We start from the raw sequence: 22,055 nt of genomic DNA, 5'->3' as shown, positions 1-22,055 counted from the left end.
GCGTGCAAGCGATGCCCTCTGCACGCCTGGGCGTAGCCTGAGGATCGTGACCGAGTCCGCCGTCAAGGTTCTGTCCGATTCGCTGCTGCAGCGCATCCGTTCGCGCGCGGCGGGCTATGACCACGACAATGCCTTCTTCGCCGAAGATCTCGCCGAGTTGAAGGATGCCGGCTACCTGCGCGCCCTCGTGCCGACCGAGTTCGGCGGACTGGGACTGCAGCTGCGCGACGTGGCTCGCGAGCAGGTACGGCTCGCATCCGCGGCCCCTGCGACGGCACTCGCCGTCAACATGCACCTGGTGTGGACCGGCGTCGCGAAGGCGATGCGTGATCGCGGCGACGACACGCTCGAGTTTCTGCAACGCGAGGCAGGAGCCGATGAAGTGTTCGGCTTCGGCATCAGCGAGGGCGGCAACGACCTCGTACTGTTCGGGTCGCGTACGGATGCCCGCCCGGACGGCGAAGGCGGCTACACGTTCCACGGCACGAAGATCTTCACCTCGCTCTCGCCGGCCTGGACACGTCTCGGCACGATGGGGCTGGACTCCACGAGCACCGATGCACCGAAGATCGTCTTCGGATTCATCGACCGGGTCGCCGGCGGCTTCACGATTCTCGACGACTGGGACACGATCGGCATGCGCGCGAGCCAGTCGAATTCCACGAAGCTCGACGGGGTTCACGCGCGGGCCGACCGCATCGTGAGGAGGCTGGATCCCGGCCCGAACGCCGACCCGCTCACGTTCGGCATCTTCTCGAGCTTCGAGCTGCTGCTCGCCGCTGTGTACACGGGTATCGGTCAGCGGGCACTGGAGCTCGCAGTCGAGGCCGTGAAACGACGCACCTCGATGAAGAACGACGGGCGCGCGTACTCGCAGGACCCGGACATCCGATGGCGCATCGCCGACGCCGCGATCGCGCAGGACGCGCTGTACCCGCAGCTGGATGCCATCACCGCAGACGTCGACGCGCTCACCGACCACGGCAACCAGTGGTTCGCGAAGCTCGTCGGCATGAAGGTACGGGCGACCGAGACGGCCCGTGACGTCGTCGACAAGGCGATCCGGGTCTCCGGCGGCGGCAGCTACTTCACCTCCAGCGAGCTCGGGCGGCTCTACCGTGACGTGCTCGCCGGCATGTTCCATCCCTCCGACGACGAGTCGGCCCACTCGACGGTGGCGACGGCCTGGCTCGGCCCGGTCGAGGACTGACGATGACCGATCAGTCCTGGCGGCCGTCGCGGCGCGGCGAGACGGGTTCACGCATTCCGAGGGTCGGGGTCGCGGCACGGATGCGTCGGGACTGGTGGTGGATCGCCATCCTCGTGCTCGCCGGCTCGTTCCAGCTCTACCGCGGCGCGCCGGTCGACGGAGTCTTCTTTCTCGCAGCGGGGCTCGCACTGCTCGCGGATGCCGGTGGCTGGCTGCGCGCGCTCGACCGCTACCCCCTTCCCCGTCTTCACCTCGCAGCGCAGGTCACGCTCGGCGCCGTCGCCGTCGCGGTGATCACGTTCGCACCGCAGTTCGGCCTGGCCGACCTGATCACCGTTGCGGTCATCGGGGCCACGGCGTTGATCGTCGCGTGGCGCGACGATCCGCTGCCGTCGGATCCCGCGCCGAATCGCGAGGGGCGGGATGTCACGCTTCGGCGAGCGCTGCGGCGATCGGCGGTTCTGTGGTCAGCCGCGGGAATCTTCCTGTGCCTGTGGGAGCTCGGCTCCTTCTTTCTCGCGATGCCCTCCGCGCAGGCGGACTTCGATCATCCGCCGCTGTCGGACCTGCTCGATCCGATCGTCGCCAACCCGGTCGGCAGGGCGGCGTGCGCCGCCATCTGGCTGATCGCCGGCGCCGCATTCCTGAGGAGGGGACGTCGCTCGTGAGTCGCTTCATCACGATCGCAGGATTCATCGCTGTCGGCGTCTTCGGTCTGGTGCTTGCCTGGTACGGCAGACGCGCGCCCGACAGGGTCGCCCCGTTCGGTACACTCCTCGACCGGGTGATGGCATCCAGAGCCATCCGCATCACGATCATCGTGTTCTGGTGGTGGCTCGGCTGGCATTTCTTCGTGGTGGCGCCGCTGCCTGCCTCGTCCTAGGAGTGCTGCTTCAGTACGCCGTCGACAGCATCGGTCGTCAGTCGCGCCCGCGAAGCCGTTCGAGCTCGCGTCGTTCGCGCTTGGTCGGGCGGCCGGCACCGCGCTCGCGCAGCACGGAACTCGGCTGCTCCACCCGTGGCGGCAGTGCAGGTGTCTTGTCCAGGTAGGCCGCCTGGGCGATCGGCGCCCCAACGCGCTTGGTGAGGATGCCGCGCACCTCGACGACGTGCTCCCTGTCGGTCTGAACCCGAATCTCGTCGCCGGCACGCACCACCTGGGCCGGCTTCGCACGCTCGCCGTTGACCTTCACATGCCCGGCCTTGCAGGCCGCAGTGGCCATCGAACGGGTCTTGTAGAACCGCACCGACCAGACCCAGATGTCGGCACGTGTCGTCGTCTCGGCCATCGACCCATGGTAGGCACGTGCCGCAACGTTCATAGGCATCGGATGTCGCCGTGCGCTACGCTCGCCCGCGTCCCCATGCGCGATCCACGGATGCACGTCAGTGCCTTCGCGTCGCCCGTGCGTCAGGCTCGATGAAGTGGAGCGATCTCGATGAGCACCCCGAACCAGCAGCAGCCGACTCCCGCCGGGTGGTACGCGGATCCCGATCCGCAGAATCCGGGTGGACAGCGCTGGTGGGACGGCATCCGCTGGACGGAGCACACGCAGGCCGCACCGCAGCAGAACGTGTACGCACAGAACCCCTACGCGCAGAACGCTTATGCGGTCGCAGGCCCGGTGGTCTATCCGCCGGTCGCCCCTGGCACGTCGTCGCTGACCTGGCAGGTCTGGCTCGTGGTCGGGCTGCCCTTGCTGCCGACCATCGCCTTCATGTTCTTCGACTTCACCGGGTATTTCCGAGCGGTCGTCGCGTTCGGGTCGGCCGGAACCGGAGGGACCGGCGACACGGGTCCGTTCGCCTCGTCGATATCGGTGTTCGTCGTATCGATTCTTCTCCTCGATCTGCTGAGCTTCGTGATCTACGGCCTCGTCGTGATGTTCTCCTACTTCGACCAGCGAGAACTCCGTCGGCGGGGATTCACCCACCCGTTCCACTGGGCATGGTCGTTCCTCTCTTCTTTCGTTTACGTGATCGGCCGCACCGTCGTCGTGCGCCGGCGCGGCGCCGGCGACGCACTGTGGCCGATCTGGGGCCTCGTCGCCGCGACCGTGATCGCCATCGTCTTGGTGAGCATCAAACTGGCCATCGTGTTCAGTGATCTGTCCGGCCTGATTTCGACGACCGGATCCGGCTACGTCTCCTGACCTGTCGAAGAGCGATCGCAGCGCGAGCGGCGTGCCGGCGCACGGTAAAGTGGATGCGCATATGCCGACGAAAGGAAGTGGCCCGTGGAGTACATCGTCTTCATTGCCGGCGCGGTGATCATGGGGCTGTTCTGCTTCTGGTGCCTGTACGACGCTGCCAAGGATGCCAAGACCAGGGCCGCGCATCCGGAGCGTTCGGCGATCGTCGACGTGGAGCACTACGCGCTCGAGGAAGCACACCACTAGGTTCGGGTCTCGATACGCGTGCGGCTGCGCCGCGCGCTACTCGACCAGCGGGGTCACTACTGCTCCGGCGGCTCGCAGTTCGTGCAGCGCTCGCTCGCTCGACTCCGCAGCCACTCCCGCAATCAAGTCGGTGAGCACCGTGACGCCCCTGCCGTCGCCTAGGGCGTCGAGCGCTGAGGCGCGCACGCAGTAGTCCGTGGCGATCCCGACCACCTCGACATCGGTCACGGCCGCGTCATCCAACACCCGGGTGAGTGTTCGGCCGTCGTCCGCCGTGCCCTCGTAGATCGAATAGGCGGGCACGCCCTGACCCTTCTTGATGTGCACGTCGATGAGCGACTCGTCGAGCGCCGGATGGTACTCGGCGCCCCGCGTGCCCGAAACACAGTGCACCGGCCAGGTAGTGACGTAGTCGGGGGCGGCATCCTGCGCGAAATGTCCGCCGTTGTCGTCCGAGTCGTTGTGCCAGTCGCGCGAGGCGATCACGAGGTCGTAACGGTCCGGATGGCTGCGCAGCAGTTCCGTCACGCCAGCTGCCACAGCGGCTCCTCCGTCGACGCCGAGCGCCCCGCCTTCGGTGAAGTCGTTCTGCACGTCGATGATGAGGAGTGCGCGGGCCATCTCGCCATTCTGCACCGCAGGGCGTACACCTTTCGTTGCACGTCACGCTCTGCACAGCACAGGCGGAGCATTCCGACTTAACCTGGATCTCGGGCCTCACCTGCAAAGGGCCCCACAGTGAGGTGATCCCCCCATGAAGAGACTTCTGAAGTGGCTTCCCGCGATCGTCGCGCCCGTCGTCGTCGCCGGTGTCGTAGCGGCGCCCGCGTTCGCGACCACGGCCTCCCCCGGTCGAGCCGAGTCCGTCGCGACGGCGACCAAGACGCCGACGCCGGCGCAGGCGCTGGCCCTCATCGCGAAGGCGAAGGGTGCGCACTACTCGGGGACCGTGCGGCAGACCTCCGATCTCGGCCTGCCCGACCTGTCGAGCGCGCTCGGGGAGCTCGGGGCATCGGGTTCGCAATCGTCGGACATCCTGGACCTGCTCACCGCATCGCACACGGCGAAGATCTATGTGGACGGCTCCACGAAGCAGCGCGTGCAGGTGCTCGACAGCCTCGTCGAGCGTGACGTCGTGCGCAACGGACGCACGGTGTGGACCTGGGATTCCAAGGCGAACGCGGCTGTGAAGGTGACGCTTCCGTCGAAGACCGCGAGGAACGATGCGACCCCGTCGGCGACGCCTCAGGACCTCGCGACCAAGCTCGTCGCCCAGGCGAAGAAGAGCTCGACGCTGACCGTGTCGAAGGGATCGACCGCCGGGCGCAGCGTCTGGCGCGTGACCCTCGCCCCCAAGGCGTCGCAGGCCGCTGACACCCTCGTGGCGAAGGTGGTCCTGTCGGTCGACGCGAAGACCGGAGTCCCGCTCGCCGTTCAGGTGGATGCCGCTGGCCAGAAGTCCCCGGCCGTCACCGTCGGCTTCTCCTCGGTCGACTTCAGCACACCGGCTGCATCGAACTTCACCTTCACTCCCCCGAAGGGAGCGAAGGTCACCACGAAGAAGCTGTCGGCGAGTTCGCACACCGCGAGCCCCGACAACCGCCGGCCGGGGTCGTTCGAGGGGCCGACCGTGACCGGAACCGGGTGGACGTCGATCGTCGCCGTTCCTGCCGGATCGCTCGGCGCGGGGACAGCAGGGCTGACCGCTGCCGAGTCGCACACGCTGAACGAGCTGACCCAGTCGGTCGACGGCGGGCGCGGACTGCAGACCTCGCTGTTCTCGGTGTTCCTCACCGATGACGGAAGCATCTATGCGGGAGCCGTTCCGCTCTCCACGCTCGAGTCGGCTGCGAAGTAGCGCAGAGGTGAGTCGCTCGCGGGGAATCGGGCGCCGGCGGTGACCGCGCCGGCCGCGATCCGTGCGACAGGTCTGACCAAACGGTTCGGGCGCCAGCTCGCGGTGGACGGGCTCGATCTCGAGGTTCCCCGAGGGTCCGTTTTCGGGTTCCTCGGGCCGAACGGATCGGGGAAGACGACCACCATCCGCATGGTGCTGGGGCTGGCGGCGCCGACCGCAGGCGGAGTCGAGCTGCTCGGGGAGCGGATGCCACGGGCATCCGCCAGCGTGCTGCCGCGCGTGGGCGCGCTCGTCGAGGGGCCGGCATTCGCCCCGTTCCTCACCGGTCGTTCGAACCTCAGCAGGCTGGATGCCGCCGACCCGCGCTCCGTGCCGGCCACACGTCGCGCCCGCGTCGCCTCCGCTCTCGATCGTGTCGGACTCACGCACGCCGCCGACAAGAAGGCGCACGCCTACTCCCTCGGCATGAAGCAGCGGCTGGGACTGGCCGGCGCCCTGCTCCGCGACCGCGAGCTGCTCGTACTCGACGAGCCCAGCAACGGGCTGGATCCGCAGGGCACCCGCGAGGTGCGCGCACTGATCCGAAGGCTCGCGGATGACGGCGCGACGGTCTTCGTCTCCAGCCACCTGCTCAGCGAGGTGGAACAGCTCTGCAGCCACGTGGCGGTGATGCGGGCAGGACGGCTGGTGGCATCCGGATCGCTCGACGAACTGCGGGCGACGGGTGGCAGGGAGGCAGTCGTGCACACGCCGGATGCCGGTGCAGCGGCATCCGTGCTGACGGGCCTGGGACTGGCTCCGACGATCGCCGGCGATGTGGTGACCGCTGACCTCGATGCGGATGCCGCACCCGAGTCCCTCGTCGCCGCACTCGTCGCCGACGGCGTGCGGGTTCGGGGGTTCGAGGTGTCGTCGCCGTCCCTCGAGGATCGGTTCGTCGAGCTCACCGGGGAGGGCTTCGATGTCGCAGGCTGAGGCATCCACGACGCCGCGACCCGCCGTCGTTTCGAGGCTGAGGGTCTTCGCGCTGCTCGGATCCGAACTGGGAACGTTGTTCCGGCGACGACGCACGATCGCGATGCTCGTCGCGCTCGCCGCGGTGCCCGCGATGATCGCCATCGTGGTGCGCGTCACGGGCGCGGGCGACAGCGGTCGGGGACCCGCGTTCCTCGGTGCCATCACGCAGAACGGCTTGTTCGTCGGATTCACCGCGCTCGTCGTCTGCGTTCCGCTCTTCCTGCCGCTCACGCTCGGCGTCGTCGCCGGCGACACGATCGCGGGCGAGGCCGGACTCGGCACGCTGCGCTACCTGCTCGTCGCGCCCGTCGGCCGAGTGCGGTTGCTGCTGGTGAAGTACGCCGGCGTCGTCGCGTTCTCACTCGCCGCGACGGTGGTCGTCGTGCTCGCCGGCATCGGGATCGGCGCCCTGCTCTTTCCGATCGGACCGGTGACGTTGTTGTCAGGCGACACGGTCGGTGCCGCGGGGTTCTTCGAACGCACCGGGCTCCTCGCCTGTTACGTCGCCCTCTCGCTGCTCGGGCTCGGTGCCATCGGCCTCTTCATCTCGACGCTGACGACCGTGCCGGTCGGCGCGATGGCGGCGACTGTGGTGCTGGCGGGAGCCTCGCAGATCATGGACCAGCTTCCGCAACTGGACTGGCTGCATCCGTGGCTCTTCACGCACTACTGGCTCGGGTTCGGCGACCTGCTGCGCGACCCGATCGTGTGGGACTCCTACGGCCAGAACGCGGTGCTGCAGCTGGGGTACGTCGTGGTGTTCGGGGCGTTGGCATACGGGCGGTTCGCCACGAAGGACATCTTGAGCTGACGGACGCTCCCACCTTCTGGCTAGAACACCTGGCTAGAATGACGATGTGGCCGATCAGTCGAACATCTTCGATGCGAGAAACAACCTCTCGAAGCTCGTCAGCGCTGCGCAACAGGGAACGGACACCGTGATCGCCCGACGGGGCCGCCCGGTCGCACGGATCACCCGAGTGGACGCGCACGACGAGCACAGCGCTGCGGGTCTCGTCGACTGGATCGCCGAGCATCCGATTGCGAGTTCTGCCGCGCGCCCGGCCTCTGAGCTCGATGATCAGGTTCGCGCGGAGCGCGAGGGTTGGGAGTGATCTACCTCGACTCCTGCATCGTGATCTACGCGGCAGAAGACAGGTCGGAACGAGGCGAGGGAGTACGTCGTCGACTCGCCGACCTCGGCGACGAGCCGGTCGCGATCAGCCCGTTGGTGATTCTCGAGTGTCTGGTCGGTCCTCTTCGGGACGACAACATGCTTCTCGCCGATCACTACGAACGTCTTTTCGAACAGTTCCAGCTGTTGAGCATCGACACGCGGGGCTATCGACGTGCTGCCGAGTTGCGCGCACGCCACGGGATTCGTACTCCGGATGCCCTGCACGTTGCGACGGCACAGCTGACCGGATGCCGTGAGCTCTGGACCAACGACGCCCGCCTGGAGCAGCACACACATGATTTCGCTGTCGACGCACTGAGCTGACGCCGGACGTTTACGGATGTCGGCCGTGCGGGGCAGACTGAACAGGTGCCCGAACTGCCCGAAGTGCACGCGCTCGCCGCCGACCTCGACGGCCGGCTGGGCAGGCGCGTCGTCGAGCGGTTCGACGTCACGTCGTTCGCCGCGCTGAAGACGTTCGATCCACCGGTCTCGGCGCTGCACGGAATGCGCGTGGCCGGCGTGGGCAGGCACGGCAAGTTCCTCGACGTCACGCTTCGGCCCGACGCCGACGAGTCAGCCGATGGCGATGCTGGTGCCGACCTGCACCTGATCATCCATCTCGCCAGGGCCGGCTGGATCCGCTGGCGGGATGCCGCGCCCGTTCCCGCCGCCCGCCCGCGCGGACGCAGCGCCGGCCCGCTGGCGGCACGACTCGTGCTCGATGACGGTTCCGGCGTGGACATCACCGAGGCGGGCACCAAGAAGAGCCTCGCGATCTACCTGGTGCGCGATCCGGCCGACGTTCCGGGCATCGCTCGGCTCGGACCCGATCCACTCGCGCCGGAGTTCACGGAGGAGGTCTTCGCCGGCATCCTGTCGGCTGCGGGACGCGCGCAGATCAAGGGCGTGCTGCGCAACCAGTCGCTGATCGCCGGGATCGGCAACGCCTATTCCGACGAGATCCTCTGGGCTGCGAAGATGTCGCCGTTCAAGCCGGCGAACATGCCGGCCGCCGACGTGCGCACGCTGTACGAGGCGACGGGTCGGATGCTTCGCGAGGCTCTGGAGCGCGCGGACGGGCTGAAGGCATCCGAGCTGAAAGCGGAGAAGAAGTCGAACCTCAACGTGCACGCCAGGTTCGGTGAGGCGTGCCCGGTGTGCGGTGACACGATCCGGCAGGTGATCTACGCGGACTCCACGTTTCAGTACTGCCCGACCTGCCAGACCGGCGGCAAGCCGTTGGCCGATCGCGTGCTGTCGCGGCTGCTGAAGTGACCCCCTCGCTACTCGACCAGCGCGAGGTCACCCGAAGGTGAACGAGTAGGCGGCCAGGCGGGGGCTGAGCTGGATCGTCACCGTTCCGCGCTTGGGCGACGACGATGACACGACCGTGTAGATGTCGGGAGCACCGGAGACTTTGAAGGTCGTCGCGCTGGTCGCTGACGGTGTCGAGCCCTGCGTGACGGTCAGGGTGCCGCTGCCGCCGACATCCAGGTACACCTTCGACGCGTCGTAGTGGAGCGTGATCGACGAGCCGCCCTTCGCCGTGATCGATTCGCCGGCGAGGGTCCACGTGCCTCCGAGGCCGTATCGGTCCTGTGGAACGGTCTTCGGCATGGCGAACGTGCGGGTGCCGTCCGCATACGAGGTGGGTCCTGCGTAGCCTTCGGCACGCTGCGTGCCGAGGTAGGTCTCGGGCGTCTGGCTCGGGTTCGTCGGACTCGTGTCGGGCACATCCGTCGCCTTCGGCAGTGTCACACCGGGGCGAGCCTTCGTGATGAGCTGGCGGATCAGCGACTCCTCGCCGCCGTAGTTCCCCTCGCCGATGGCCACGTGACGTACGTTCCCCTTGGCGTCGACGAGGTATGCAGCCGGCCAGGAGTTGTTGCCGTAGGCGTTCCAGGTGCCGTAGTCGTTGTCGATCGCGATCGGGTACTGAATGCCGAGACGCTTCGCGCCAGACGCCACGTTCGCCGGATCGTGCTCGAACGCGTACTCCGGGGTGTGCACGCCGACCACCTCGAAGCCGAGGTCGCGATAGGCGCTGTACCAGGCATCCACGTGGGCGATCTCGCGCTGGCAGTTGATGCACGAATACGCCCAGAAGTCGACGAGCACGACCTTTCCGCGCAGACCCTTCAGGGTCAGCGGTGTGTCGCTCGGTGTGTTCTGCCAGCTCTGGATGCCTGTGAAGGCCGGCGCGGCGCCGCAGTTCTGCAGATTCTCCGATGCGGATGCCTGGCAGCTCGCCAACGCGCCCGCGACGCCCGCCCCAGCGGCCAGCCCCTGCGGCGTCGTGTGCTCGATGAAGCTGTTCACCGCCGCCGTGTAGTCGGGGATCGCGCGCTGGATGGCATCCGTCAGGTTGAACGTGAGTGCCACGGCGAGCGCGATCATCACGACACCGCTGACGGTGCGGATGACCCGCTGGTGCTTGCGGAACGAGCGCAGCCGTTCGCCGACCCGACGGCCGGCGAGAGCGAAGAAGAGCAGCGGAATCGCCGTGCCGATCGCGAACGACAGCGTGAGCGCGACGGTCTGCAGCCCGATCCGGCCGGTGGCTCCGGCGACGGTGATCGCGGCCAGCACGGGCCCGGCGCAGGGCACATAGACGGCGCCGAGCACGATCCCGAGGACGAATCCGCCACGGTCGGTGCCGACGGCGCGCTGCGGAATCCAGGAGAACGGCTTCTCGAGAATGCTCTCGAAACGGGGAACGATCAGCCCGATGCCGAGCAGGACGAGCACGATCAGGCCGATCCAGCGGATCAGGTCGTCCGGCAGGTGCAACGCCTGGATGATGAGGGTGCCGAACAGCGTGAAGACGCTGAAGCTCAGCACGAGGCCGAGGATGACGAGATAGGGGCGAAGGCCGCTGCTTCTCGGGATGAGCTGCGGCTCGTCAGGAAGGTCGGGTTGTGGCAGCGTCGCAGTGGCCGCGCGCCTCGCGACGGCCGATGGGATGCCCGCGCCGACCTTCTCGCGCAGCGCGTTCACCGGGTCCTTCGAGAACTCCGGCCGAGCGCTCTGCACGCCGCCGGAGAGGAAGATCACCGGCAGCACCGGCAGGATGCACGGCGAGATCCCCGTGATGAACCCGCCGAGCAGGCCGATGAGGAGCAACGTCACGCCTGTCACGGTATCGACGCGTCCCCGGGCTGGAGCCTGCGGCGACGGTGTTCACAGCATTTCGCCTGTCGAGCGATCTCGCTACTCGACCAGCGGGGACGCCACCGCCGGGGTCGGCACCAGGCGGAAGATGCGCAGCACCCTGCCGCTCGCCCGCTCGTAGCCGCGGTAGCCCGGCCACTGGTGTTCGATGTACGCCCAGACCGCCTCTCGCTCGTCGTCTCCGATCAGCTGGGCGCGCACGGGAATCGGCTTGCCGCGCACCACCGCCACCGCGTCGGGGTGGGCGATCAGGTTGGACGTCCAGGCCGGATGCGCGTCGCGGGCGAAGTTGCTGCCGGTCACGAGCATCCGTTTGCCGGGTTCCGGGCAGTACATCAAGGCCGTCTCTCGCTCGAGGCCGCTCTTCGCGCCGATCGTGCGCAGCACCAGCGACGGCACCAGCAGTCCGCTCATCTGCACGCGGCCGCGCGTGACGAACGCGATGCCGCGCTCGAGCGGCGGCATCACGGTCGGCCCCACCGCGCGAAAGAACTTCGTGCGGGAGAACCAGGCGACGGAGCCTCGAACGGTGCGCAGGAGCGAAGGCATGGCTCGATTCTGGCCCCTCGGGCGCCCACACGTGTGGGCGCGATTCGGCACGGATGCGCGCCACACGCTTGACTTGTCGCATGACCCAACTGCATCGCGTGACCGTGCTGGCCGGAGGCGTCGGCGGCGCCCGCTTCACCCGTGGGCTGCTCGCCCTGCTCGCCGACGCGCATCCCGGCGCTGACGTCACGGTCGTCGTCAACACCGGAGACGACATGTGGCTGAACGGTCTGCGCGTCTGCCCGGACCTCGACACCGTGATGTACACGCTCGGCGGCGGCATCAACGAAGAACAAGGCTGGGGGCGGCCGGATGAGACGCGCCGAACGTCGGCCGAGATCGCGGCGTACGGCAAGGGTTGGGACTGGTTCACCCTCGGCGACCTCGACCTGGCGACGCACATCGTGCGCACCGAACTGCTCCGCAACGGCGCCACGCTCGGTGAGGCGACCGAGTTCCTCTCCGGGCGGTGGCAGCCCGGCGCACGCCTGTTGCCGATGAGCGACCAGCCGGTGGAGACGCACGTGCGGCTACGTGATGCGGCAGACGAGCACGAGGCTGGTTCACTCATCCACTTCGAGGAATGGTGGGTGCGGTATCGCGCCGGGGTTCCTGCGACGGAATTCGTGCAGGTCGGACTCGAATCGGCGAGCGCCGCTCCCGGCGTGCTCGAGGCGATCGGGGATGCCGACCTCGTCGTGATCCCGCCGTCGAACCCCGTCGTCTCGATCGGCACGATTCTGAACGTGCCTGGCATTGGTGATGCGGTGCGGGAGACGTCCGCACGCGTCGTCGGGATCTCCCCGATCATCGGCGGCGCCGCGGTGCGCGGCATGGCGGATGCCTGCCTCACCGTGATCGGCGTCGAAACCGGTGCCGCCGCCGTCGGGCTGCACTACGGGGCGAGGTCCGGCGGCGGGCTGCTCGACGGTTGGCTCGTCGCAGAGGAGGACGCGGATGCCGTCTCCCAGCTCACCGACGCCGGCCTCGTCGCCCGCGCTGTGCCGCTGTGGATGCGCGACGTGCCCGCCACCGCGGCGATGGCGGAGGCGGCGATTTCGCTGGTTTCGCCACCGTCGCGCTGATCGAGCAGGGTGCGGCGACGGAGGTGCGGCAGCGTCGCTAGGCTGAAACACGAGTCCGCTGTATGGCCTGGATTTGGGCCGCATTCCTGCTTTGTCCGCCGTTCGGCGTTCGTTTCTGCGACGCCACCTTCAGCAGAGGATGCCCGTGCCAGCCAGACTCCTGTCCGTCACCGATGTCTCTGCGCGCGACGGGGCATCCGCTCCACGCGTCGCAGCAGAGACCGACACGTTCCGCCCCGCACCGGAGCGCATGCGGGAGGCGCTCGAAAACGCGCGCGCTGGCATCCGTCTCGACCACGCTGACGCACAGACGCTGCTCTACGCGCGGGGCGACGACCTCGATGTGCTGCTCGAGACCGCAGGCAGGCTGCGTGACGAAGGACTCGAACACGCCGGCCGGCCCGGCGTGATCACCTATTCGCGCAAGGTGTTCATCCCGCTCACGCACCTGTGTCAGGACCGCTGCCACTACTGCATCTTCGTGCAGACGCCGGGCAAGCTCGCGAAGGCGGGCATCTCGCCGTTCCTCTCCGAGGATGAGGTGCTCGAGATCGCCAGGCAGGGCGCCGCGATGGGATGCAAGGAGGCGCTCTTCACGCTCGGCGACCGGCCTGAGAACCGCTGGGCCGTCGCCCGCGAGTGGCTTGCCGAGCATGGCTACGCGTCGACGCTGGAGTACATGCGGGCGATGGCGATCCGCGTGCTGGAGGAAACCGGGCTGCTCCCCCACCTGAACCCCGGCGTGATGACCTGGGCAGAGTTGCAGCGGCTGAAGCCCGTCGCGCCGTCGATGGGCATGATGCTCGAGACGACATCGGTGAAGCTGTGGAGCGAGAAGGGGCAGCCGCACTTCGCATCCCCCGACAAGGATCCCGCGGTTCGTCTTCGGGTGATCGACGACGCCGGGCGCTCGCAGATCCCGTTCACGACCGGCGTGCTGCTGGGCATCGGCGAGACGGTTTCCGATCGCGTCGACGCGATGTATGCGCTGCGCGACGTGCACGAGCGCTGGGGGCACGTGCAGGAAGTCATCGTGCAGAACTTCCGCGCGAAGTACGCCACCGCGATGATGCACCGTGACGATCTCGCGGCAGACGAGTACGCCGCAGCCGTCGCCGTCACGCGACTCGTGCTGGGGGCGGATGCCCGAGTGCAGGCTCCCCCGAATCTCACGGACCACGACGAGCTGGCTCTGTTGATCCGCGCGGGCATCGACGATTGGGGCGGGGTCAGCCCCCTCACCCCCGACCACGTGAATCCGGAGCGGCCGTGGCCGCAGATCGACGAGCTCGCACGTCTCACCGGGATCGCCGGCTACCGGCTGCACGAGCGACTCACCGCCCACCCGCACTTCGTGCGCGAGGGTGAGCCGTGGATCGATCCGGCCGTACAGCCGCACCTGAACGCCCTGGCGGATGACTACGGCCTCGCTGACGAGTCCGCTCCGGTCGTCGGTCGACCGTGGTCGCTCGAGCCGTCCGGCGGCACCGCGTCCGGCGGCACCGCGGGCGGCGGCACCGCGGGCGGCGGCACCGCGCCGGTCGGTATCCGCGGTGGTTTGGGCGAACCGCGCGCGCCGATGACCCGCGTGGCTGCCCAAACTGCAGCGGGTGGGAGTGTCGACGCACTCATCGGCGCCGCACGCCGCGACCCCGCAGGACTGGACGACGCCGACTACGTCGCGCTGCTGGCCTCCGACGGCGCCGAGCTGGAGGACCTCACCGCGCTCGCCGACGATGTGCGGCGAGACCTCGTCGGCGAGGAGATCACGCACGTCGTCAACCGCAATATCGACTCGTCACTACTCGGCAAGACCCTGCCGAAGGGCGAGCTCACGTTCGATCTTGTTACGGCCATCGCAGACGAGGCTGCCGAGCTGGGCGCGACCGAGGTCTGCGTGCAGGGGCGCATCGAGGACGGGCTGGAGGCATCCGCCTATTTCGACCTCGTGCGGGCGATCCACGCCCACCAGCCGCAGCTGCACGTGCACGCCTACCGGCCGCTCGAGCTGCTGGACGGCGCCCGCCGGATGAACATGCCGCTGCCGGAATATCTCGACGCACTGCGCGATGCCGGTGTGGGAACCGTACCGGGAACAGGCGCGAGGATTCTCGACGACCGCATTCGGGGCATCCTGTCCGGCGGCACTGAGCTTTCGGTGTCGGGCTGGGTCGCCACGGTCGAGGCCGCACATGGCGCGGGGCTGCGATCCACGGCGACGATGGTCTACGGCCACATCGAGACGCCGGACGACCAGGTGGCACACCTGCGGATGCTCGCCGAGCTGCAGCGTCGCACCGGCGGTTTCACCGAGTTCATCGCGATGCCGTTCGTGCCGCAGGATTCGCCGGTGACGGTGGAGGGTGCGCGACCCGGTCCGGCCATACGGGAGTCGCTCGCCGTGCACGCGGTCTCCAGGCTGATGCTCGCCGGGACCATCGACCATGTGCAGGCCGCGTGGACCAAGCTCGGCTTCCGGGGCACCCGTCTCGTGCTCGCGGGCGGCGTCGACGACCTCGGCGGCGTGCTGATCGATGGCGAAGTCGCACCGTGGGCGGGGCCCGAGCAGGGCCGCGTGCTCACCGTGGCAGACATGCAGCGCATCGCCGACGAGGTGGGACGACCGCTGGTGCAGCGCACGACGACCTACGGGCGAGTCGGCGGATGATCGAGGTCGACACGCTCATCGTCGGCGCCGGATTCGCGGGGCTCGGCATGGGCATTCGTCTGAAGCGGCAAGCAGCGAAGAATCCGCGTCGCGGGTCGTTCCTGATCCTCGAGCGTGCCGCTGACGTCGGCGGCACGTGGCGCGACAACGTGTATCCAGGCGTGGCGTGCGACATCCCGTCGCACCTGTACTCGTTCTCGTTCCGCACCAAGCCGGACTGGACGCACATCTACCCCAGCGGCTCCGAACTGCAGGAGTACCTGCGCGAGGCTGCGCGCGAGGAGGGCATCCTGCCGCACCTGCGCTTCGGCGAGCCTGTGACGGATGCCCGTTGGGACGAGGATGCCGCCCGCTGGCTGGTCGCCACTCCCGTCGCACAGTACCGGGCGAAGGTTCTCGTGAGCGCGGTCGGCCGCCTGAGCGAGCCGCGCATCTCCTCGGTCGACGGGCTCGATGACTTTCCGGGCGCCGTGCTGCACACGGCCGGGTGGGATGCGGGCCTGGATCTCGAGGGCGTGCGGGTCGGACTGGTCGGCACCGGGGCATCCGCAGTGCAGGTGCTGCCCGAGCTGGCGCGCATGGCCTCGCACGTCACCGTGTTCCAGCGCTCTGCGCCCTACGTGGTGCCGCGTGGCGACCGCGCGTACACGGCACAGGAGCGGGACGCCCTGGCCGACCCGGCCGAGCGCGATGACCTTCGCGACCGGATGTTCTGGGATGCGGAGGCAGGCTTCCCCGCAAGGCTCGGCGTTCCGGAGGCGATCGGCGCGCTCCGGGACCGCGCCGCCGGCCACCTGCGCGCGCAGGTCGCCGATCCGTCGCTGCGCGCCGCGCTCACCCCGGACTACGAGATCGGCTGCAAGCGGGTGCTGCTCTCCGATGACTTCTATCCCGCGCTGCAGCGCGCGAACGTGACCCTCGAGACCAGCGCGCTCGACCGGTTGCAGGGCACGAGCGCGGTGGCCGCATCGGGAGAACATCACGACCTCGATGTGCTCGTGTTCGCGACGGGTTTCCATGCAACCAGGCCGCCGTTCGCGGAACTCGTGACCGGGAGGGACGGCATCCGTCTCGCCGAACACTGGGCGCAGGGCATGCGCGCCTACGCCTCGACGGTGGTGCACGGATTCCCGAACCTCTTCGTGCTCGACGGGCCCAACGCGAGCCTGGGACACAACTCGGCCGTCTACATGATCGAGACGCAACTGGAGTACGTGCTCGGCGCACTCGAGCACCTCGACGGCGCGGATGCCCCGCTCGACATCCCTCAGCAGGCCGAGGACGACTACGTCGCCGCTCTGGATGCCGCCGCCGCCGACAGCGTGTGGCTGAGCGGTTGCAGCAGCTGGTACGTGGACGACCGCAGCGGTCGCCTCACGCTGCTCTGGCCGGGCTACGCTCACACGTTCCGCGAGCGCAACGGCACGTTCGATGCGGCGATGTTCGGAGTGCCGGCGGCGGTGTAGAAGCTGGGTCGGCCCTGCGACACTTGACCCCATGATCAGCCTCGACCCGATGCGCATACCCGAGCTCATGTCGCACGACCGCTCGCAGCTCGACGCGCTGCTGGATTCGACGGCCGTCGCGCACGTTGGCTACGTCGACGACGACGGCCTGCCCGGCGTGCTGCCGATGCCGTCGCACGCTCGGGCGACGGCATCGTCGTGCACGGTTCGACAGGATCGCGCTGGATGCGCCTCGTCGCCGGTGCGCCGGCCGCAGTGTCCATCACCGCTGTCGACGGAGTCGTCGTCGCGCGTTCGGCCTTCGAATCGTCGATCGCCTACCGGAGCGCCATCGTGTTCGGTACGTTCCACCACCTCGAAGGCGATGAGAAGCTCGAAGCTCTCGACGCGCTCACCGAGCGATTGCTGCCGGGTCGCGTCACCGAGGTACGGCGACCGACGAAGAAGGAGCTGGCTGCAACTCTCGTGCTCGCCATGCCCCTCGACACCTGGTCGCTGCGCATCTCGGACGGGTGGTCGGAGGATCCAGACGACGATATCGCCGGGGATGCCTGGGCCGGCATCGCGTGGTTCGGCGAGCGGCCGGTCACGCCGAGCGTTGCGCCCGACGTGCGCGACGGCGTCCGGGTGCCGCCGTCCGTCGCGAAGCTGCGCGCCCGGCACTGACCGACGGTGCAGAGCGCGACCGGATACGGTCGAAGCATCCCGTCGTCCATGCCCCGAGGAGAGCCATGCCCTTCGATCTCGACCAGCCCGTGCGCATAGGCGTGCAGATCGCACCGCAGCACGCCGAGTACCAGACGCTGCGCGACACGGTGATGCGACTCGAGGAGCTCGGAGTCGACATCGCCTTCAACTGGGACCATTTCTACCCGCTCGCCGGCGATCGCAACGGCCTGCACTTCGAGGGGTGGACGATGCTCGCGGCGTGGGCGGAGCAGACCGAGCGCATCCAGTTCGGGCCGCTCGTCACGTGCAACAGCTACCGCAATCCGGACCTGCTCGCCGACATGGCCCGCACCGTCGACCACATCAGCGCCAAGGGCGGTGAGGGGCGGCTCGTGTTCGGCATCGGGTCCGGCTGGGCACGCCACGACTACGACGAGTACGGCTACGACTTCGGTACCGTCGGCTCGCGCCTCGACGATCTCGCCGAGGCGCTGCCGCGCATCCGTCGCCGCTGGGGCTTGTTGAACCCGGCGCCGACGCGCGACATCCCTGTGCTGATCGGCGGTGGCGGCGAGCGCAAGACCCTGCGCATCGTCGCCGAGCACGCGGATGTCTGGCACAGCTTCTCGGATGCCGCCGAACTGCGACGCAAACTCGACGTGCTGAGCACGTGGTGCGAGCGCGTCGAGCGCGATCCGAGCGAGATCACCGTCTCGGTCGAGCCCGATCGCGGGCAGTCGAACGAACAGTGGGATGAGCTCTACGGGCTCGGCGCCCGTCTCTTCACCACGCAGATCACCGCGCCGCACTACGACTGGGAGGCCGTGCGCCGTTTGCTGTCGTGGCGCGACACCGTCAACGGCTAACGCTCGCGGCGCTCCGCGATACGGGCGAGCTCCGCGCGCGTCAGCGGGCCGACCAGATCGAGAACACCGTCGAGCGTCGGCGCGTCGTCGATGTCGAGGTGCAGGCTCGAGGCATCCGGTACGGCCAGCTCGACGAACCCGGCCGCTGTGTGAGATTGCCGCGAGCCCGGGCCGAACCTGGTCGACGCTGTCACGCCGGGCGCCGCCATGACGGCGGTCGTGCCCGTGCCGTCTCTGTCTGCGACGAAACCCAGCGGATGCCCGCCCCTCGCCGCCTCCACCGCGAGGTCCAACGCGGCCGCGAGGTCCGCGCCCTTGAGCGCCGGCAAGTCGCCGACCAGCACCGCCGCGAACGACTCTGGCGCGAGGTTCTGCGCGCGGGCGACACCCGCCGCGACCGCCGCGTTGAGACCGCCGCCGGGGTCGGCGACCACCTCCACCTCGAACGGCAGCAACGCCTCATGCAGCAGCGGCTCGGCCGACACGATGATCACGCGGTCGACCGCGTCGACGTCTGCGACCGCTGCAACCGTGTCGCGCAGGAAGGCGAGCGCGATCCTCTGGCGGTCGGCTCCGAACGCACTCGCGAACCGCGACTTCGCGCTCACTCCGCCCTTGAACGGGATCACGATCGACCAGCGCGGCGGCGCACCGGCGGCGAGCGCGAGCCCAGCGGCGAGTCCGCGACGGTATCCCTCGGCCAGAGCCTCATCGGTGCCGAGCCGGAACATGTCGGTCGGGCCGGTGCGCGCGAGTGAGCGGGCTGTCGTGAAGGGTTCAGGTGCAACCCCGTTCGACTCGCTTGGCTCGCTCAGGGAGCTGCGCGTGACGAAGCGAGCGGCCCCGCGCACCACGGCGACGGGGCATCCGCTCGCCTTGCCCTTCACGAGGTCGCCGAGCGCCGCGAGCTCGTCGCCGACCGCCGGCTGGGTGACCGCGAGCGGCTTGCCGGTGGCATCCATCTGGCCGCGAAGGTCGTCGACGACCAGCAGGCCGGCAGCGCCGATCGCGATGTCCGTCTGGCCGAGACGCCACGCGCGACCGAGGGTGTCGCTGACGATCACGCCGATCGGAACACCGAAGCGGTCGCGGAACGCCGCGGTCAGAGCTGCGGCGGAGGCATCCGGATCCTGGGGCAGCAGCAGAACGTGGCCGTCGGCGACATTGCTGGCGTCCACGCCGGCGGCGGCGCCGACGACGCCCTGGCGGTTCTCGACGATGCGGGTCACGCCGCCGTCGTAAGCGCGCGTGGCGACGACCCGCACGGTCTCGTCAGTGATGGCCTGCTCACGGTCGACCGCGGCCACGATGCGCCCCTCGGCCTTCGACACGATCTTGCTGGTGACCACGAGGATGTCGCCGGCGGCCACTGTTTTCTCGGGGTGCGAGGCGGCATCCGTTTCGAGCGCGTCGCCGATGATGGCGGCCAGGTCGTCGCCCGGCGTGATCTCACCGATGCCGGGCACCGCCCAGGCGGTGATGGGCGAACTCATCGATGCAGTTTGGGCAGCACGTCGCGCCCGAAGACCTCGATCCACTCCCGCTGGTTGCGGCCGACGTTGTGCAGGTAGACGCGATCGAAACCGAGATCGACGTAGCGCTGGATGGCCGCGCGGTGCACGTCGGGGTCGCTGGAGATGACCATGCGGCCCTCGAAGTCCTCTGGCCGCACCATCTTCGCGATCTGCTCGAACTCGAACGGCGAGCGGATGTCTGCCTTCGGGAACTTCATGCCGCCGTTCGGCCATTCGTGCATCGCGTTCGCCATCGCCTCCTCGTCGGTCGGCGCCCAGCTCAGGTGCAACTGCAGCAGCCGGGGCGCGTTCTCCGGGTTCTTGCCTGCCTCGCGCTGACCGTCATCGAACTTGACGAACAGTCCGCTGATCTTCTCCAGGGGCGCACCGACGGTGATGAGCCCGTCGACGCTCTGCCCTGCACGCTTGGCGGTGACGGGACCGGCGGTGGCGATCAGGATCTCGGGCGCCTGTTCCGGCATCGTCCACAGCCGAGTGGACTCGAGCTTGAAGAACTGGCCGGAGTGCTTGGCATCCTTGCCGGCGAGCGATGCCGAGAACAGCTTCTTGATGATGTCGATGGCCTCGAACATGCGGTTGATGCGCTCGGGCGCCTCAGGCCAATACCCGCCGACGATGTGCTCGTTGAGCGCCTCGCCCGACCCGAGCCCCAGCCAGTGGCGCCCCGGATACATGGCGGCGAGCGTCGCGGATGCCTGTGCGACGATCGCCGGATGAAACCGAAAACTCGGCGTGGTCACGCCGGGGCCGAAGTCGCCCTTGGTGCGCTCGCCGATCGCGGTGAGCACGTTCCATACGAAGGACGCCTGGCCCTGCACGGGCACCCACGGCTGGAAGTGGTCGGCGGCCATCACCCCGCTGAAGCCGTTCTTCTCGGCGTGCGCGCTCAGTTCGACGACCTCGATGGGTGCGAACTGCTCGAGCATCGCGGCGTATCCGACCTGGAGTTCACGCGTAGCCATGCCTCCATTCTGCCGACCCGGCCCCTGGTGCGTTGACAGCGCGATCTCCCCGCATTTAGTCTGCAGACACCACAGGCATATCGAAACACTTTCGATAACTGCGGCGTCCCCCTCCATCGCACAAAGGAGTAGCGAAAAGTGAGAATCCCCCGCGCCCGAATGGTCGCTTCGACGGTCGCCGCCACGGCGGCACTCGCCATGATCCCGGCCATCGCCTTCGCACAGCCGAGCCATCCACTGACCGCCGCGACGAGTTCCGCCACGAGCCACACGACGTCGGGTTCCGCCGTCCCTGCCGACTCTCTGCGCGCCCTCGGCGCAAAGGTGGGCCTGCGCATCGGAACGGCCGTGAACGCCGACGAACTGGCGTCCAGTTCCACCTACGACTCGATCACCGCTCAGCAGTTCTCGACCGTCACGGCCGAGAACGTCATGAAGTGGGACACGATCGAGCCGGAGCAGGGCCAGTACAACTACGCCCCCGCCGACAAGCTCATCGCGTTCGCCGAAGCGCACGGACAGCTCGTGCGCGGTCACAACCTGGTATGGGAGAACCAGCAGCCCGCGTGGTTCACCGCGGAATCGGCGTCTCTTTCAGCCGACCAGGTGAAGGCCATCCTGAAGCAGCACGTCATCAGCGAGGTCTCCCACTTCAAAGGCAAGATCTGGCAGTGGGACGTCGTCAACGAGCCGTTCAACGAGGACGGCTCGTTCGTGAACAACATCTGGTACCAGAAGCTCGGCGCCGCCTACATCACGGATGCCTTCATCTGGGCACACCAGGCCGATCCGAAGGCGAAGCTGTTCCTCAACGACTACAACCTCGAATACACCGGTACGAAGAGCAACGCTGCTCTCAGCTTCGTGCAGCAGCTCAAGGCGAAGCACGTACCGATCAACGGCGTCGGTTTCGAGACCCACCTCGACACGCAATACGGGCAGCCCGACCTGTTGAACAATCTCCAGCGGTTCGCCGCGGCCGGATTCGACGTGGCGATCACCGAAGCCGACGTGCGCACGACCCTTCCGGTGACGGCCGTCGAGCAGACCGCACAGAATGCCGACTACTCCTTGTCGTTGCAGGCGTGCCTGCAGGTGTCGCGATGCATCTCATACACGGTGTGGGGCTTCGACGACCAATTCTCGTGGGTGCCGAGCACCTTCGCCGGGGAAGGCGCTGCCGACATCTACAACGACTTCCAGCCGAAGCCGCAGTACACGACCCTGCAGCAGGACCTCGAACTGGCAACGGGGTCCGCGGCTCGTTCGCGATACTGACCCCGCGGGCGGGTAGCGCTCCTACCGCGCCGGGTCCGCACAATTGCGCCGGAAACGTTGGCGCAACAGTGCGGACCTGGCGCAATCAGGGATGGAGCGGCGCGGCGACCGCGGGGACGCGCCGCTAACGTGGCTCGCACGC

General features: G+C 68.4%; 23 protein-coding genes. 17 read left to right on the top strand and 6 right to left on the bottom strand.

Annotated features, from left to right (window positions below; all coding sequences use genetic code 11):
• Positions 1-46 precede the first annotated feature (46 nt).
• Genes MJ603_RS11570 through MJ603_RS11560 form a run of 3 tightly spaced genes read left to right on the top strand, consistent with a single transcriptional unit; the run spans position 47 to position 2,093 of the window.
• Positions 47-1,210: an acyl-CoA dehydrogenase family protein gene (locus MJ603_RS11570; protein ID WP_243063884.1), complete on the top strand. Its 1,164-nt coding sequence runs from the start codon at positions 47-49 to the stop codon at positions 1,208-1,210.
• 2 nt (positions 1,211-1,212) lie between these two features.
• The gene (locus tag MJ603_RS11565) at positions 1,213-1,878 is read left to right on the top strand and encodes a hypothetical protein (protein WP_243063883.1); all 666 of its coding nucleotides are present in this window, start codon (positions 1,213-1,215) and stop codon (positions 1,876-1,878) included.
• Positions 1,875-2,093 carry a DUF6186 family protein gene (locus MJ603_RS11560; RefSeq protein ID WP_243063882.1) on the top strand — a complete coding sequence of 73 codons (219 nt, stop codon included), beginning with the start codon at positions 1,875-1,877 and terminating at the stop codon, positions 2,091-2,093. The genes MJ603_RS11565 and MJ603_RS11560 overlap by 4 nt, the downstream gene beginning before the upstream one ends.
• A 37-nt stretch (positions 2,094-2,130) precedes the next feature.
• On the opposite strand, the gene MJ603_RS11555 is transcribed toward MJ603_RS11560, so the two are convergent.
• Positions 2,131-2,499, bottom strand: coding sequence for an RNA-binding S4 domain-containing protein (locus MJ603_RS11555; RefSeq protein WP_243063881.1), 369 nt, complete (start codon positions 2,497-2,499; stop codon positions 2,131-2,133).
• A 150-nt stretch (positions 2,500-2,649) separates the two neighbouring features.
• Here MJ603_RS11555 and MJ603_RS11550 point away from each other — a divergent pair, with 150 nt between their 5' ends.
• Positions 2,650-3,363 (top strand): DUF2510 domain-containing protein, encoded by a 714-nt coding sequence (locus tag MJ603_RS11550; protein WP_243063880.1) that lies wholly within the window; start codon positions 2,650-2,652, stop codon positions 3,361-3,363.
• A gap of 84 nt (positions 3,364-3,447) precedes the next feature.
• Positions 3,448-3,609 (top strand): hypothetical protein, encoded by a 162-nt coding sequence (locus MJ603_RS11545; RefSeq protein WP_243063879.1) that lies wholly within the window; start codon positions 3,448-3,450, stop codon positions 3,607-3,609.
• 36 nt (positions 3,610-3,645) lie between these two features.
• Here MJ603_RS11545 and MJ603_RS11540 read toward each other — a convergent pair whose 3' ends face one another.
• Positions 3,646-4,230 carry an isochorismatase family protein gene (locus MJ603_RS11540; RefSeq protein WP_243063878.1) on the bottom strand — a complete coding sequence of 195 codons (585 nt, stop codon included), beginning with the start codon at positions 4,228-4,230 and terminating at the stop codon, positions 3,646-3,648.
• 133 nt (positions 4,231-4,363) lie between these two features.
• On the opposite strand from MJ603_RS11540, the gene MJ603_RS11535 reads away from it, so the two are divergent.
• From MJ603_RS11535 to MJ603_RS11510, 6 genes are read left to right on the top strand one after another with little or no spacing between them, the layout of a single operon-like run.
• The gene (locus MJ603_RS11535) at positions 4,364-5,467 is read left to right on the top strand and encodes a hypothetical protein (protein WP_243063877.1); all 1,104 of its coding nucleotides are present in this window, start codon (positions 4,364-4,366) and stop codon (positions 5,465-5,467) included.
• A gap of 39 nt (positions 5,468-5,506) precedes the next feature.
• Positions 5,507-6,442 (top strand): ABC transporter ATP-binding protein, encoded by a 936-nt coding sequence (locus MJ603_RS11530; RefSeq protein ID WP_243063876.1) that lies wholly within the window; start codon positions 5,507-5,509, stop codon positions 6,440-6,442.
• On the top strand, positions 6,429-7,295 hold the full coding sequence (locus MJ603_RS11525) for an ABC transporter permease (protein ID WP_243063875.1): 867 nt from the start codon (positions 6,429-6,431) through the stop codon (positions 7,293-7,295). The genes MJ603_RS11530 and MJ603_RS11525 overlap by 14 nt, the downstream gene beginning before the upstream one ends.
• Positions 7,296-7,341: 46 nt before the next feature.
• Positions 7,342-7,599: a type II toxin-antitoxin system Phd/YefM family antitoxin gene (locus MJ603_RS11520; RefSeq protein ID WP_243063874.1), complete on the top strand. Its 258-nt coding sequence runs from the start codon at positions 7,342-7,344 to the stop codon at positions 7,597-7,599.
• A complete protein-coding gene (locus MJ603_RS11515) occupies positions 7,596-7,985 on the top strand; it encodes a type II toxin-antitoxin system VapC family toxin (RefSeq protein ID WP_243063873.1) in 390 nt (129 codons plus the stop codon). Before MJ603_RS11520 ends, MJ603_RS11515 begins: the two co-directional genes overlap by 4 nt.
• A gap of 45 nt (positions 7,986-8,030) precedes the next feature.
• Positions 8,031-8,939, top strand: coding sequence for an Fpg/Nei family DNA glycosylase (locus tag MJ603_RS11510; protein ID WP_243063872.1), 909 nt, complete (start codon positions 8,031-8,033; stop codon positions 8,937-8,939).
• Positions 8,940-8,966: 27 nt separating this feature from the next.
• Here MJ603_RS11510 and MJ603_RS11505 read toward each other — a convergent pair whose 3' ends face one another.
• Both MJ603_RS11505 and MJ603_RS11500 read right to left on the bottom strand, forming a co-directional pair.
• Positions 8,967-10,793 (bottom strand): cytochrome c biogenesis protein DipZ, encoded by a 1,827-nt coding sequence (locus MJ603_RS11505; protein ID WP_243063871.1) that lies wholly within the window; start codon positions 10,791-10,793, stop codon positions 8,967-8,969.
• Between the two features lie 81 nt (positions 10,794-10,874).
• Positions 10,875-11,384 carry a nitroreductase family deazaflavin-dependent oxidoreductase gene (locus MJ603_RS11500; RefSeq protein WP_243063870.1) on the bottom strand — a complete coding sequence of 170 codons (510 nt, stop codon included), beginning with the start codon at positions 11,382-11,384 and terminating at the stop codon, positions 10,875-10,877.
• 80 nt (positions 11,385-11,464) lie between these two features.
• Here MJ603_RS11500 and cofD point away from each other — a divergent pair, with 80 nt between their 5' ends.
• From cofD to MJ603_RS11475, 5 genes are all read left to right on the top strand, one after another.
• Positions 11,465-12,469 carry a 2-phospho-L-lactate transferase gene (cofD, locus tag MJ603_RS11495; RefSeq protein WP_243063869.1) on the top strand — a complete coding sequence of 335 codons (1,005 nt, stop codon included), beginning with the start codon at positions 11,465-11,467 and terminating at the stop codon, positions 12,467-12,469.
• 145 nt (positions 12,470-12,614) lie between these two features.
• Positions 12,615-15,137, top strand: coding sequence for a bifunctional FO biosynthesis protein CofGH (locus tag MJ603_RS11490; RefSeq protein ID WP_243063868.1), 2,523 nt, complete (start codon positions 12,615-12,617; stop codon positions 15,135-15,137).
• The gene (locus MJ603_RS11485; RefSeq protein WP_243063867.1) at positions 15,134-16,603 is read left to right on the top strand and encodes an NAD(P)/FAD-dependent oxidoreductase; all 1,470 of its coding nucleotides are present in this window, start codon (positions 15,134-15,136) and stop codon (positions 16,601-16,603) included. Before MJ603_RS11490 ends, MJ603_RS11485 begins: the two co-directional genes overlap by 4 nt.
• A 225-nt stretch (positions 16,604-16,828) precedes the next feature.
• Entirely contained in the window at positions 16,829-17,269 is a 441-nt protein-coding gene (locus tag MJ603_RS11480; protein WP_243063866.1) for a pyridoxamine 5'-phosphate oxidase family protein, read from the top strand.
• A 65-nt stretch (positions 17,270-17,334) separates the two neighbouring features.
• The gene (locus MJ603_RS11475; RefSeq protein WP_243063865.1) at positions 17,335-18,138 is read left to right on the top strand and encodes an LLM class F420-dependent oxidoreductase; all 804 of its coding nucleotides are present in this window, start codon (positions 17,335-17,337) and stop codon (positions 18,136-18,138) included.
• Here MJ603_RS11475 and cofE read toward each other — a convergent pair.
• On the bottom strand, positions 18,135-19,631 hold the full coding sequence (cofE, locus tag MJ603_RS18780) for a coenzyme F420-0:L-glutamate ligase (RefSeq protein ID WP_308220593.1): 1,497 nt from the start codon (positions 19,629-19,631) through the stop codon (positions 18,135-18,137). The genes MJ603_RS11475 and cofE overlap by 4 nt on opposite strands.
• Entirely contained in the window at positions 19,628-20,635 is a 1,008-nt protein-coding gene (locus MJ603_RS11460; protein WP_243063864.1) for a TIGR03557 family F420-dependent LLM class oxidoreductase, read from the bottom strand. Before MJ603_RS11460 ends, cofE begins: the two co-directional genes overlap by 4 nt.
• Positions 20,636-20,773: 138 nt before the next feature.
• Here MJ603_RS11460 and MJ603_RS11455 point away from each other — a divergent pair, with 138 nt between their 5' ends.
• Entirely contained in the window at positions 20,774-21,913 is a 1,140-nt protein-coding gene (locus MJ603_RS11455; protein ID WP_243063863.1) for an endo-1,4-beta-xylanase, read from the top strand.
• The last annotated feature ends 142 nt before the right edge of the window (positions 21,914-22,055 follow it).

The organism is Humibacter sp. RRB41 (assembly GCF_022761015.1).
GTDB lineage: Bacteria > Actinomycetota > Actinomycetes > Actinomycetales > Microbacteriaceae > Humibacter.
Note: the sequence above shows the minus strand (reverse complement) of the source record. Positions and strands in the feature narration are given on the sequence as shown.